This window comes from Pseudomonas sp. S37 (assembly GCF_016658545.1).
GTDB lineage: Bacteria > Pseudomonadota > Gammaproteobacteria > Pseudomonadales > Pseudomonadaceae > Aquipseudomonas.
On record NZ_JACVZC010000066.1, the window covers coordinates 1 to 13,333 of the forward strand.

General features: G+C 64.4%; 12 protein-coding genes. 7 read left to right on the plus strand and 5 right to left on the minus strand.

Annotated features, from left to right (window positions below):
- Positions 1-164: 164 nt before the first annotated feature.
- On the minus strand, positions 165-1,898 hold the full coding sequence (locus tag IAE39_RS18760; protein WP_201205286.1) for an IlvD/Edd family dehydratase: 1,734 nt from the start codon (positions 1,896-1,898) through the stop codon (positions 165-167).
- Between the two features lie 186 nt (positions 1,899-2,084).
- On the opposite strand from IAE39_RS18760, the gene IAE39_RS18765 reads away from it, so the two are divergent.
- From IAE39_RS18765 to IAE39_RS18785, 6 genes are all read left to right on the plus strand, one after another.
- Positions 2,085-3,392, plus strand: a complete 1,308-nt coding sequence (locus IAE39_RS18765; protein ID WP_201205288.1) for an MFS transporter — start codon at positions 2,085-2,087, stop codon at positions 3,390-3,392.
- A gap of 28 nt (positions 3,393-3,420) precedes the next feature.
- On the plus strand, positions 3,421-4,410 hold the full coding sequence (araD1, locus tag IAE39_RS18770) for an AraD1 family protein (protein WP_201205290.1): 990 nt from the start codon (positions 3,421-3,423) through the stop codon (positions 4,408-4,410).
- A gap of 143 nt (positions 4,411-4,553) precedes the next feature.
- Positions 4,554-6,128 carry an aldehyde dehydrogenase (NADP(+)) gene (locus IAE39_RS18775; protein WP_201205292.1) on the plus strand — a complete coding sequence of 525 codons (1,575 nt, stop codon included), beginning with the start codon at positions 4,554-4,556 and terminating at the stop codon, positions 6,126-6,128.
- Between the two features lie 235 nt (positions 6,129-6,363).
- Positions 6,364-6,567, plus strand: a complete 204-nt coding sequence (gene tssD, locus IAE39_RS30000) for a type VI secretion system tube protein TssD (protein ID WP_328825619.1) — start codon at positions 6,364-6,366, stop codon at positions 6,565-6,567.
- Positions 6,568-6,595: 28 nt separating this feature from the next.
- Positions 6,596-6,844, plus strand: coding sequence for a type VI secretion system tube protein TssD (gene tssD / locus IAE39_RS30005; RefSeq protein ID WP_328825620.1), 249 nt, complete (start codon positions 6,596-6,598; stop codon positions 6,842-6,844).
- A complete protein-coding gene (locus IAE39_RS18785; RefSeq protein ID WP_201205294.1) occupies positions 6,841-7,554 on the plus strand; it encodes a DUF4225 domain-containing protein in 714 nt (237 codons plus the stop codon). The genes tssD (IAE39_RS30005) and IAE39_RS18785 overlap by 4 nt, the downstream gene beginning before the upstream one ends.
- A gap of 450 nt (positions 7,555-8,004) precedes the next feature.
- Here IAE39_RS18785 and IAE39_RS18790 read toward each other — a convergent pair whose 3' ends face one another.
- Genes IAE39_RS18790 through IAE39_RS18805 form a run of 4 tightly spaced genes read right to left on the minus strand, consistent with a single transcriptional unit; the run spans position 8,005 to position 12,165 of the window.
- The gene (locus IAE39_RS18790; RefSeq protein WP_201205297.1) at positions 8,005-9,408 is read right to left on the minus strand and encodes an isochorismate synthase; all 1,404 of its coding nucleotides are present in this window, start codon (positions 9,406-9,408) and stop codon (positions 8,005-8,007) included.
- Complete coding sequence (locus IAE39_RS18795; RefSeq protein WP_201205299.1) at positions 9,405-9,710, minus strand: isochorismate lyase; 306 nt, start codon at positions 9,708-9,710, stop codon at positions 9,405-9,407. Before IAE39_RS18795 ends, IAE39_RS18790 begins: the two co-directional genes overlap by 4 nt.
- Complete coding sequence (locus IAE39_RS18800; RefSeq protein WP_236548691.1) at positions 9,707-10,501, minus strand: thioesterase II family protein; 795 nt, start codon at positions 10,499-10,501, stop codon at positions 9,707-9,709. Before IAE39_RS18800 ends, IAE39_RS18795 begins: the two co-directional genes overlap by 4 nt.
- Positions 10,498-12,165 carry a (2,3-dihydroxybenzoyl)adenylate synthase gene (locus IAE39_RS18805; protein ID WP_201205301.1) on the minus strand — a complete coding sequence of 556 codons (1,668 nt, stop codon included), beginning with the start codon at positions 12,163-12,165 and terminating at the stop codon, positions 10,498-10,500. The genes IAE39_RS18800 and IAE39_RS18805 overlap by 4 nt, the downstream gene beginning before the upstream one ends.
- 217 nt (positions 12,166-12,382) lie before the next feature.
- Between IAE39_RS18805 and IAE39_RS18810 the strand changes: the two genes are divergently transcribed.
- On the plus strand, positions 12,383-13,276 hold the full coding sequence (locus IAE39_RS18810) for a helix-turn-helix transcriptional regulator (protein WP_201205303.1): 894 nt from the start codon (positions 12,383-12,385) through the stop codon (positions 13,274-13,276).
- The last annotated feature ends 57 nt before the right edge of the window (positions 13,277-13,333 follow it).

The window sequence follows — 13,333 nt, forward strand, 5'->3', positions numbered from 1 at the left end:
GCCTGTGGTGTTTCTGTGGGAGCGGGTTTACCCGCGAATGCGGCGGTTGACCCACCATCGCATTCGCGGGTAAACCCGCTCCCACAGGGATACCACAGGGATATCACAGGCTCCTGCTAAATCAATGAGTTACGTTTTCTCCCTGAGAGCGGGTTGCGAGTTGGTTAGTGCGAATGCTTCGGCACCGCCGCCCCGCGGCAGCCCACCAGGAAGTCGAAGTCACACCCTTCATCCGCTTGCATCACATGGTCCAGGTACAGCTTGGCATAACCCCCGCTGATCAACTGCGGCGGGGCTTGCAGGTCGGCCAGGCGGCCGGCCAGTTCCTCGGCGGAAATGTCCAGGTGCAGGCGGCCTTCCTTGCAGTCCAGCTCGATCCAGTCGCCTTCACGTACCGCCGCCAGTGGCCCGCCCGCAGCAGCCTCGGGCGCTACGTGCAGCACCACGGTGCCGTAGGCCGTGCCGCTCATGCGGGCATCGGAAATGCGCACCATGTCGGTCACGCCCTGGGCCAGCAACTTGGCGGGCAGGCCCATGTTGCCGACCTCGGCCATGCCCGGGTAACCCTTGGGCCCGCAGTACTTCATTACCAACACCGAATTGGCGTCCACGTCCAGTTCGGGGTCGTTGATGCGCGCTTTGTAGTCCTCGAAGTTTTCAAACACCACAGCACGGCCGCGGTGCTGCATCAGCGCGGGGGTGGCTGCAGAGGGCTTGAGCACCGCGCCCTTGGGCGCCAGGTTGCCGCGCAAGATGCAGATACCGCCGTCGGCCACCAGCGGTTTGCCCAGCGGGCGGATGACCTCTTCGTCATACAGCGGCGCGGCCTGGCAGTTGTCCCACAGGCTTTTGCCGTTGGCGGTCAGCGCGCCGGGGTTGGGCAACAGGCTGTGCTCGCCCAGGCGGCGGATGACCGCTGGCAGGCCGCCGGCGTAGTAGAACTCTTCCATCAGGAAGCGCCCCGATGGCTGCAAGTCGACCAAGGTCGGTGTGCCGCGGCCGACGCGGGTCCAGTCTTCCAGTTGCAGGTCTACGCCAATGCGCCCGGCAATCGCCTTGAGGTGGATCACGGCGTTGGTCGAACCACCGATGGCGGCGTTGACGCGGATGGCGTTTTCGAAGGCTTCGCGGGTAAGGATTTTCGACAGGCGCAGGTCTTCGCGCACCATGTCGACAATGCGCATGCCCGACAGGTGGGCGAGCACGTAGCGGCGGGCATCCACCGCCGGGATGGCGGCGTTGTGCGGCAGCGAGGTGCCTAGCGCTTCGGCCATGCAGGCCATGGTCGACGCGGTGCCCATGGTGTTGCAGGTGCCCGCCGAGCGTGACATGCCGGCCTCGGCCGAGAGGAACTCGTTGAGGTCGATCTGGCCGGCTTTATAGGCCTCGTGCATCTGCCAGACGATGGTGCCGGCGCCAATGTCCTTGCCTTTGTGCTTGCCGTTCAGCATCGGCCCGCCGGTGACCACGATCGCGGGCACGTCGCAGCTGGCAGCGCCCATCAGCAGCGCGGGGGTGGTCTTGTCGCAGCCGGTCAGCAGTACCACGGCGTCCACCGGGTTGCCACGGATGGCTTCTTCCACATCCATGCTCGCCAGGTTGCGGGTGAGCATGGCGGTAGGGCGCAGGTTGGACTCGCCGCTGGAGAACACCGGGAACTCCACCGGGAAGCCGCCAGCCTCCAGCACGCCCTTTTTCACGTGCTCGGCAATCTTGCGGAAGTGGGCGTTGCACGGGGTCAGCTCTGACCAGGTGTTGCAGATGCCGATGATCGGCTTGCCCTGGAATTCGTGGTCCGGGATGCCCTGGTTCTTCATCCAGCTGCGGTACATGAAGCCGTTCTTGTCGGCGGTACCAAACCATTGGGCGGAGCGCAGGGGGCGTTTGTTATCAGACATGATCGGGACACCTAATTAGTATTACTATTTGTCGTTATGTGGCTGACTCTACCGGCTAAAAAGGCATCTGTGAAGGGTTGTTGTTTTAAATAGTAATACTATATGATCGATTCGCCAGGTTAGCGGTCTGCCAAAAAGCCCCGGCCAGGTGCTGTGCCCATTACAAGAACAATTGGAGACATCGCCATGATTCAGGAGCAGCGGCTCGTCCGCCTGATCACACTGAAACTCATCCCTTTTCTGGTTCTGCTTTACCTGGTGGCCTACGTCGATCGTTCGGCGGTGGGCTTTGCCAAGCTGCACATGGGCGCCGACATCGGCCTGGGTGACGCGGCCTATGGCCTTGGCGCAGGGCTGTTCTTCATCGGTTATTTTTTGTTCGAGGTGCCGAGCAACCTGTTGCTCGACCGCTTCGGCGCACGTCGCTGGTTTGCCCGCATTCTGCTGACCTGGGGCGCGATCACGGTTGGCATGGCGTTTGTCACCGGGCCCAACGGCTTCTACGTGATGCGCTTCTTGCTGGGGGCCGCCGAGGCGGGCTTCTTCCCGGGGGTGCTGTACTACATCACCCAGTGGTACCCGGTGCGCCATCGCGGCAAGATCCTGGGCTTTTTCATCCTTTCGCAACCACTGGCCATGCTGATTACCGGGCCGCTGTCCGGTGCGTTGCTGGGGCTGGAAGGCATCTATGGCCTGCATGGCTGGCAGTGGCTGTTCATCTGCATCGGCACGCCGGCGGTACTGCTGGCCTGGCCCACCCTGCGCCTGCTGCCGGACGGGCCTGCCAAGGTGCGCTGGCTCAGCGACGAGCAACGCAACTGGCTGCAGGAGCAGTTGGCCAACGACCTGCGCGAGTTCGGCCAGACCCGCCATGGCAACCCGCTGCATGCGTTGAAGGATGGCCGGGTGCTGTTGCTGGCGCTGTTCTACTTGCCGATGACCCTGAGCATCTATGGCCTGGGCCTGTGGCTGCCGACGCTGATCCACCAGTTTGGCGGCAGTGACCTGGTCACCGGGTTTGTCTCGGCCGTGCCTTACCTGTTCGGCATCATCGGCCTGCTGATCGTGCCGCGCAGCTCCGACCGCCTGAACGACCGCTACGGCCACCTGGGCCTGCTGTACGCGCTGGGTGCCATCGGCCTGTTCTTCAGCGCCTGGCTGACGGTACCGGTGCTGCAGTTGGCCGCGCTGTGCCTGGTGGCGTTCGCGCTGTTCTCCTGCACGGCCATCTTCTGGACGCTGCCGGGGCGGTTCTTCTCCGGTGCCAGCGCTGCGGCGGGCATCGCCTTGATCAACTCGATCGGCAACCTGGGCGGCTACCTGGGCCCGTTCGGCATCGGCGCGCTCAAGGAGCACACCGGGCAGTTGTCGTCGGGCCTGTATTTCCTGGCGCTGGTGATGCTGTGCGGGGTAGTGCTCACGGGTGTGGTGTACAACCGCCTGGAGCGCCGCCAGCGCCTGGCTTCCTCACGGGCGGCCGAAGCCTCCCGCTAATCTTTGCAACCGACAAGCGAGCACAAGCATGCGATTGATCCAATTCGAAACCGCTGGCGGCGAGCGCCGCGTGGGCGTGGTGGAAGGCGAGTACGCCCTTGAAGTGAACGGCGCCGGCAGCACCCGCCAGCTGGCCCTGCAGGCCATTGCCGCCGGCCGCGACCTGGCCAGCGAAGTGCAGGCCGCCGGGCTGGGCGAGCGCCACGACTACCTGGCCCTGCTGGCTGAAGGCCGCGTGCTGCCGCCGCTGGACCACCCGGACCCGGCGCATTGCCTGGTGACCGGCACCGGGCTGACCCACCTGGGCAGCGCCGCCACCCGCGACAAGATGCATCAGCAGCAGGCCGAAGGCGCCGTGACCGACAGCATGCGCATGTTCCAGTGGGGCCTGGAGGGCGGGCGGCCGCCAGCGGGCGAGGAGGGTGCGCAGCCGGAGTGGTTCTACAAGGGCGACGGCGGCATCGTCGTACGCCCCGGCGCCGACCTGCCGCTGCCGGCCTTTGCCGAAGATGCGGGCGAGGAGCCCGAACTGGTCGGGCTGTACCTGATCGGTGACGACGGTACGCCATACCGCCTGGGTTACGCGCTGGGCAACGAGTTCTCCGACCATGTGATGGAGCGGCGCAACTACCTGTACCTGGCGCATTCCAAACTGCGCGCCTGCAGCTTCGGCCCCGAGCTGCGCCTGGGTGCATTGCCGGCCCATCTGCAAGGCACCAGCCGCATCCTGCGCGATGGCCAGGTGCTGTGGAGCAAGCCGTTTTTGTCGGGTGAGCAGAACATGTGCCACAGCTTCGAGAACCTTGAATTCCACCACTTCAAGTACGACCAGTTCCTGCGGGCTGGCGATATCCATGTGCATTACTTCGGCACCGCCACGCTGTCGTTTGCCGACGGCATCCAGGCGCGCCCGGGGGACACCTTCGAGGTCAGCCTCGACGCCTTTGGCCAGCCGCTGCGCAACGGCATTGCCGCCGCGCCCGGGCAGGTTCGCCCGGGGTTGGTGAAAAGCCTGTAGCAGATCACCCAGCCTTTCTCGGACCTTGTAGGAGCGGGTTCACCCGCGAATGCGATGCTGGCTTTACCGCCGCATTCGCGGGTGAACCCGCTCCTACAAGGGGCCTGCATGCAGTGCCTTTTTCTTTATTACAGGAGTCAACCATGTCTGGAAGCAACTTCATCGGCGGCCAGCGCAGCGCTGCCGGCAGCGTGCGCCTGCACAGCCTCGACGCACGTACCGGCGAAGCCTTGCCGGTAGCCTTCACCCAGGCCACCCCTGAGGAAGTGGCCGCCGCCGCCCAGGCCGCCGAGTCGGCATTTGCCGAGTACAACGCCATGGCCCCCGAACGCCGTGCGCAGTTTCTGGATGCCATTGCCGACCAGCTGGACGCGCTGGACGATACCTTCGTCGCCACCGTGTGCCGCGAGACCGCGCTGCCGGCTGGTCGCATCCAGGGCGAGCGTGGCCGTACCAGCAACCAGATGCGCCTGTTCGCCAAGGTACTGCGCCGTGGCGACTACCTGGAGGCGCGCATCGACCGCGCGCAGCCACAGCGCCAGCCGCTGCCACGCCCGGACCTGCGCCAGTACCGTACCGGTGTAGGCCCGGTTGCCGTGTTCGGCGCCAGCAACTTCCCGTTGGCCTTCTCCACCGCCGGTGGCGACACTGCCGCAGCGCTGGCGGCCGGTTGCCCGGTGGTGGTCAAGGCGCACAGCGGCCACATGGCCACGGCCGAGCAGGTGGCCGAAGCCATCGAGCGTGCGGCGGTCGCCACCGGCATGCCCGCGGGTGTGTTCAACATGGTCTACGGCGCCGGTGTCGGCGAAGCGCTGGTGCGTCACCCGGCCATTCAGGCGGTCGGCTTTACCGGTTCGCTCAAAGGCGGCCGCGCCCTGTGCGACCTGGCCGCAGCGCGCCCGCAGCCGATCCCGGTGTTCGCGGAAATGAGCAGCATCAACCCGGTGCTGGTGTTGCCAGCGGCTTTGCAGGCCCGTGGCGAGCAGGTGGCCAAGGAGCTGGCCGCCTCGGTAGTGCTGGGCTGCGGGCAGTTCTGCACCAACCCGGGGTTGGTTATCGGGATCGCCGGCGAGGCGTTCAGCACCTTCGTCGCGGTACTGGCTGCGCAATTGGCGGACCAGCCTGCGCAGACCATGCTCAATGCCGGTACCTTGCGCAGCTATGCCAGCGGCGTGCAGCGCCTGCACCAGCACCCGGGCGTGCGCCATCTGGCCGGTGCCGAGCAGGCCGGCGACCAGGCCCACGCTCAGCTGTTCCAGGCCGACGTGAGCCTGCTGCTCAACGGTGACGAGCTGCTGCAAGAGGAAGTTTTCGGGCCTGCCACGGTGGTGGTCGAAGTGGCCGACGAAGCCGAACTGCGCCGCGCCTTGCAAGCGCTGCACGGGCAGCTGACCGCCACCTTGATTGCCGAGCCGGAAGACTTCCAGCGCTTCGCCGCGCTGGTGCCGGTGTTGCAGCGCAAGGCCGGGCGCCTGTTGGTCAACGGCTACCCGACCGGCGTTGAAGTATGCGATGCGATGGTGCATGGCGGGCCATACCCGGCCACCTCCGATGCCCGTGGCACCTCGGTCGGCACCCTGGCCATCGACCGCTTCTTGCGCCCGGTGTGCTACCAGGACTACCCGGACGCGTTGCTCCCCGATGCCCTGAAAAACGCCAACCCCCTGGGCCTGCAACGCCTGGTCGACGGCCAGCACAGCCGTGAGGTGCTGGGCTGACGAGGGCGCATTTCACTGTCGCTGTGATCGCTGGAAACGCAGGTATTGAGACGCTGCTGTCTGTGAGCCTGGCTTGGGCCCTTGTGCTGGATGGCCGGTGCTCACAGCGGATGCCTCAAAACGCTCATGCGAAATATCATCTAACAAAACGCCGCATGAACTTCGGAACGGTCCTACATACAGACGAATATTTAGCTTCTAGCTTTCAAGCCTTCTCTAACAAGGAGTTGGTGAAATGGCTTATCACGGATACCTGTCAATAAAGGGCCGGGGTCAAGGGCTGATCTCTGCTGGCTGCTCCACCATCGACTCGATTGGCAATCGTTGCCAAGAGGCTCATGTCGACGAAATCATGGTGCTTTCATTTAGCCATAATCTTTCCAATATGGGTAATACCGAGCGGACTACCCATCGTCCTGTCTTGATAACTAAATATTGACAAGGCGACGCCGTTGTTGGCTGAGGCATTGACCAGTCGAGAGGTCCTGGAATGTCGATTGAATCTGTATCGCATCAATGCGGGTAAGCATGAGTGCTACCTCCGAATAGATCTGAAAGACGCTATTCTAGTGGATCAGCGCATGGAAGTGCCCCACTCGGTTCTGATGAATGCACAGGACCCTCAAGAGTATCTTGCCATTCGTTATGGCTTTATTGGCTGGCACCATCTGATTGCTAATACCAGTGGTTACGCAAGCTGGGGTGACATCCTGTGAACGCGAACGATGGGCGCGCCTATATGAGTAACGATTTCTGGGAGGTAAGTAGCCAGGCAGCTCGTCTGACTCAATATGCTTGTGAGGTAGGTGCGCATCTTATCGGGGATGACATAGTCAGGGCTCAGTTCATTCAAGAAGTCGCCTATGCAAGTAAAGCTGTTATTGATGACTTAGGTGCGGGTAGGATTTCTGCTGAAGAAGCGCAAGGTTTTCTTGAACAAGAATATCTCGAGCTGCTCACTCAGGTTTGGGAATGCTCGAAGCTGGCTGCGGGTGTGACAGCAGGGGCTTTGCAAATAAGCACCGGTGCTGCAGTGTGTGGGCTCTCTCTAGGTGTAGGTTGCTTGATTGGCGGAGTGCCATTGATGCTGCACGGTGCAAACAATATTTATGAAAATGGAATGAATATATTCAGGGGGCGTAGCGACACGGTTGGCCCAGTGCGAAAGGCTTACCAGCGCGCGGCTAAAGCGTCAGGTGGAACGGCCTCCGACGGGAACGTGGCTTATGGGATGCTCGATCTCGGGTTGTCTGCTTATAATCTCGGGCGACTAGTGTTGAGGCCGGGCGCTTGGAGGCTGTTTCGCTACATTAGGGCAGATAAAACGCAAGCAGTGAAAACAATGAGTACTCACTCTATAGTCTTCGAAGTTGGTATAGATATGCTGACGGGGGACCAAGTAAGAGTCGAGCTGAGAGACAGATGATGGCGTGGCTATTCATTTCGTGTGTCGTGCTCAGTGTGTGCCTTGCATTCGTTTTGCGCACCAAGTGCTCGGGGCCTCATCTCGGGTTTGGACTGTTCTGTCTATGCTTTCTGTATAATATTTTCTTTGTGGTTACTTACATGAGGATATTGGAGTTTCATGAGTTTTTGTTTTTTGGATATCAACCTGAGTTTCTCAGGAAAAACATAGAGGTGGGTTGGGTTGCTTTGGTAGGTGTATTCTTGCACTGCGGCGCAATGCCCTCTCGAACGGATGGATGAACCACCTGCAGGTGCAACAGTCATGTTCAAAATTACAAAAGCTTGAGCGATATGGGAGGCCTTGTGCCGCGAAGCGCCGCGCGGGCGGCGCTCGATCGCACAGGCGCTGCGAGAATCCCGCCGAACCCCTGGCCCGTCTAAACTGGCTGTGCTCGAGGGCAGGGCACTGTCAGCCCCGACTCTGCAAGGCCAGCTGCATCGCCGACAGCTTGATGCAGGTCTCCTCATACTCACTGGCCGGGTCCGAAGACCGTACGATGCCGCACCCGGCATACAGCCGTGCCTGGTCGCCCTGCAGCAACGCCGAGCGCAGGCCGACGATGAACTCGCCGTTGCCGCGGGCGTCTACCCACCCCAGTGGCGCTGCGTACCAGCCGCGGTCAAAGCCTTCGTGGCGGCGTATATAGTCCGTCGCCTGCTGGCGCTCATGGCCGCCCACGGCCGGGGTCGGGTGCAGGGCGGCGGTCAGTTGCAGCAGGCTGGCGGGTGGCCGCAGGCGGCCTTCGATGACCGTGCTCAAGTGCTGTACCCGGCTCAGGCGCTGGATCGAGGGCGTAGCTGGCACATGCAAGTGCTCGGCCCATGGCGCCAGCACCTGCTGGATAATCTGCGCCACCACGGCGTGCTCATGGCGGTTTTTTTCGCAGTCCATCAGTGCCCGGGCCAACTGGGCATCCTGGCGCGGGTCCGGGTCGCGTCGGCATGTTCCGGCCAGCGCCAGGGTCTGCAGCTGGCCGTCGTTCAGCCTGACCAGGCGCTCTGGGGTGGCGCCGATAAAGCAGCTTGCCTGGCGGCGAAAGGCGAACAGGTAAGCGGCTGGCTCGGCGCTGGCCAGCTGGGTCAACGCCAAACCGGGGCTGGGCGGTGCGCTGTACACGCTGACCACTTCGCGGGCCAGCACTACTTTCTGCAGTTCGCTGTTATGCAGCGTGTGCAGTGCCTGCGCCACCTTGCCTTCCCATTCGGCGCGCGGCAGGCACTGGTCGTGCAGGTGCGTGATGGCGGTTGCGGTTACTGGCGGCGACAGGTAGCGGTCCATCAGCGCGCGCCAGCTATCCAGCAACTGTTCGCTGCGCTGGCGGGGGTTGTCCGTGGCGTTGATGCGCTGCTGGCACAGCAGCCAGCACTGGCCGGCCTCGCGCACCACCAGCACGCTCATCAGCCACAGCGAAGCATCACCGAAACCGTGCCAGGCACTGCCGGGCGCCACCTCGGTGTCGAAGCGCATGCCACCGCACAGCAGCGGTGGCTGCGGGCCGTGGATCACTGCGCTGTCCAGCCAGGCCTGCCATTGCGTGTCCAGGCTGGCAAAGCGCTGGGCGCCCGTAGCGTTCAACGCATCGGCAAGGCCCCAGCCGAACAGGCTTCGCGCGCCGCCGGCGTCGCGCCAGAACACCGCATCGGCACCGGGCCGGTCGGCCTGGCGGAACAGCGCCAGCAAGTCCATGTCGGCGATGGCCCAGGCATGGCTGGCCAGCACGGGTGTGCCGAGTACGGCAGCGCGTTGGCGGGCGCGTTCGAACACCTCGGTCAGTTCGGCCAGGTGGTGTTCAGGGTGGCTGAAGGCGTTCATGCCGGGGCCCTCTGGCTACGCCAGTACAGCACTTGCTGGGCGATGTACCAATGGATGATCTGAGCAAACAGGGTTTCGACGAAGTGCCCATCCAGCCCTGCCTGTTCGGCCCACTGGCGCCGCTGCGGCAGCATCTGCGCAACGCGCTCGGGTGCGGCAATGCTGCTTTCACTGGGTTTGAAGCGGGAGGCGGCCTTGACGTAGGCCATGCGCTGGCGCATCAGGTCGATGATCTGCTGGTCCAGTGCGTCGATGGCAAAACGGATGTCTGGCAAGCCTTCACAAGCGTCGGGGGTTTTCATTGCAGGGCTTCCTCGGGAACGGGATAGGTGCGCGGTCGGCGCTCGAGCAGGGCGGCCGCCAGGGCATCGAGCACCGCCTGGCGTTGCTCTACCAGGTAGAAATGCCCGCCAGCCCAGCGCCGCAGTTGCAGTGGCGGGTGGCTGGCGGCTTGCCAGGCCTGGGCTTCGTCAAGGCTCACCTCGGGATCTTGCTCGGGGAAGAACACGGTGACCGGGGTGTCGAGGGGGGTAGGGGCGGCGCGGCCATAGGTTTCGACAATGCGGTAGTCGTTGCGCAGGCTGGGCAGGAACATGCCGCGCAGGTCGGGGTCGGCCAGCAGCGGGTTGGGCCGCCCGGCCAAGCGCTGCACGTCGTCCAGCAACGCCTGGTCAGGGCCGCTGTGCAGCTGCCCGCCACGCTGGCACTGCGGCGCGGGGTGGGCCGAGGCGAACAGGTGCCCCACGGCCACGCCCTGGCGCTGCAGGCGCGCCGCCACCTCATACGCCACCACCGCGCCCAGGCTGTGGCCGAACAGCGCCAATGGCCGGTCGGCGTAGCCGCGCAGGGCTTGGCTGGCAGCTTCGGCCAGGCTGTCCATGCTGGTCAGGCAGGGTTCGCCGAAGCGGTCTTCGCGGCCGGGGTACTGGATGGCCAGCAGGTCGATCTCGTCCGGCAGGGCGGCGGCCCAGTCGCGGAAGAAACTCGCACTGCCACCGGCATGAACAAAGCATACCAGGCGCCAGCGCGGCATTGGCGACAACCGGTACGGCCGCACCCAGCGCATGGCCTGGGCCAACGCTTCAGCAGTCATTGCGCAAGGCTCCCGCGGTTGGCGTCGAGCCAGGCCTGGCGCAGGCTGTCGCGCAGGTCCTTGCGGCTGACCTTGCCCACCCCGGTCTGTGGAAAGCGGGCGATGAACTCGATGCGGTCCGGCACCTTGAACGCCGCCAGCCCTTGGCTGCGCAGGTGCTGTTTGAGGCCAAACGCCGAAGGCGCCGGCTCGCGGGCGACGATGAACGCACAGGTGGACTCGCCCAGCACGGCATCGGGCATCGCCACCAGGGCGGCGTCGTGCACCTGGGGGTGGGCCAGCAGCAGGTTTTCCACTTCTTCGGCGGCAACCTTCTCGCCGCCCCGGTTGATCTGGTCCTTGTCCCGGCCTTCGACTACCAGGTAGCCCTCGGGGGTGCGTCGCACCCGGTCGCCGCTGCGGTAGAAGCCGTCGGCAGTGAACGCCTTGGCATTGTGCTGGGGCAGGCGGTAGTAGCCGCGGATGGTGTAGGGGCCACGCACCTGCAGCTCGCCGACCTCGCCGTCGGCGACCGGCTGGCCCTGTTCGTCGACGATGCTCACTTCATCATCGCCGCACAGTGGCCGGCCCTGGGTGTGCAGCACCAGCGCCTCGGGGTCGCCCAGGCGGGTGTAGCACAACAGCCCCTCGGCCATGCCCAGCACCTGCTGCAGTGCACAACCCAGCACCGGGGTGACGCGCTCTGCCGCCGTGCTCAGCAGTTTCGCGCCGCCCACCTGCAGCAGGCGCAAGCTCGACAGGTCGGCCTGGCGCTGCACCTGGGCATCCAGCCACAGCATTGCCAGTGGCGGCACCAGTGCGGTTACGGTAACCCCTTGCTCGGTAATCAGGGCAAAGCAGGTATCCGGGTCGGGGCGCTGGCTGCACACCACCCGCCCGCCGGCCAACAGGGTGCCGATCACCCCGGGGCAGCACAGGGTGAAATTGTGCGCCATGGGCAGCGCCGCCAGGTACACGGTGTGCGCATCGAAACCGCACACCGCGCTGCTGGCGCGCACGTTGTACAGGTACTCGGCGTGCCGGCGCGGGATCAGCTTGGGGGTACCGGTGGTGCCGCCCGACAGCTGGAAGCAGGCTACGGCGTGCGGCGTGCCGACGTCCTCTTGCAGCGGCTGGTCGGCGTACAGCGCCGCCAGCTGGGTGAATTCTTCGGCAACCCCGTCGATCACCACGTGGCGCAGGTGTGGGTGGTCGCTGCACAGCTGGCGCGCCATCTGCCGGCAGTCGAAGCCTTCAAGCTGGTCGCAGCCGATGTACGCACGCGCCTCGGCAAACCCGCAAAAACCGCCTATCTCGTGCTGGCGATGGGCGGGCAGGGCGAGAATCGGCCTGACCCCAAGGCGGAACAGGGCGAAGCACACCTCAATGAAGGCGCTGCCGTTGGGCAGGTGCACCACCACGTTGTCGCCGGCCTGCAGCCCGAGTTCGCGCAGGCCGGCAGCCAGGCGCTGGCAGTTCTGTGCCAGCTCGGCGTAGCTGCGCTGCACGGGGCCGTCGCTGATGGCGATGGCGGCCGGGTGGCGGGCTGCGGCCTGGTCCAGGGCCTGGGCAAAGGTCTGGTCCTGCCAGTAACCGGCCTGGCGGTAACGTTCGGCGAACTCGGCAGGCCAGTCGGGGCTATCGGCCAAAGGCGCTGGCAGGGGCGTTGCGGGGAGCGATGACATGCAATCTCCTATTTGTAGAAATAATTGGCTACAAATGGCTAAATGAGATTTATTATCATTGTCCATCGACGACCCCATCACAACGCCAAGGCTTTCGGTGCCGTGACTTTTTCGTTAGATGAAATACCCAGTGGCTTGAAACCGGGGGGCACGCTTCGCCAGCCTCCCGTCATCACCGTTTCGCCCCCGTAATGGCGCAAGGAAAAGGGAAAACCCAATGACTATTACGATCATCGCCGCAAGCAACCCCGAAAAGCAGGCCGAGCCCAAGGGCAACCAGCCCGGCACGGTTTACCTGGAGCCGCACATGACGCTGGTCACCGGTACCCTGTGGTCGGAAAGCGAAGCCTGGGTCGAAGACCCGCTCGAGCGTGGCCTCAAGCTGATCCTGGTGCAGAGCGGCGAACTGTCCTGCCGGATCCCGGGGCATGCCACCCAGGCCATCCGCGGCCCCAGCCTGTGCACCATCGTCAACGACGGCGAGTTCACCTCATCGCAGATCTACGGCACCGACACGCCGCTGCGCTACACCATCGTGCAGCTGGACCTGGAGTCCCTCGACCGCCACCTGGGCATGGCCCCGCGCAAGCTCCTTGCCGCCCGCGGTGGAGACCCCTACATGATGGTGCGCCCCGCGCCGCGGGCGATGCAGGCGCTGGCCACGCAGATCGCCACCTGCCCGATGCAGGGGCCGACCCGCTCGCTGTACCTGGGCGGCAAGGCCCTGGAGCTGACCGCGCTCAGTGCGCAGTTCCTGCTGGAGGAGCGCGGGCAGCCGGAGCAGAAGCTGCGCATCACCTCATCGGACGTGGAGCGGGTGCATGCCGCCCGCGACTTGCTGGTGCGCTCGCTGCTGGAGCCGCCAAGCCTCAACAGCCTGGCCAGCCATGTCGGCATGAGCCCGCGCAAGCTCACCGCCGGGTTTCGCAAGGTGTTCGGTACCAGCGTGTTCGGTTACCTGCAGGAGCATCGCCTGAGTGAGGCCCACCGCATGCTCAGCGAGGAGGAGAGCAACGTGTCCACGGTGGCCTATGGTGTGGGCTACAGCCCGGCGCATTTCTCCATCGCCTTTCGCAAGCGCTACGGGGTATCGCCTAGCGAGATCCGCTGACCGGCAGCACGGGTGTCGCTGAATCTAATGAAAACGCCTGCGCATCTAAAGCCTTGA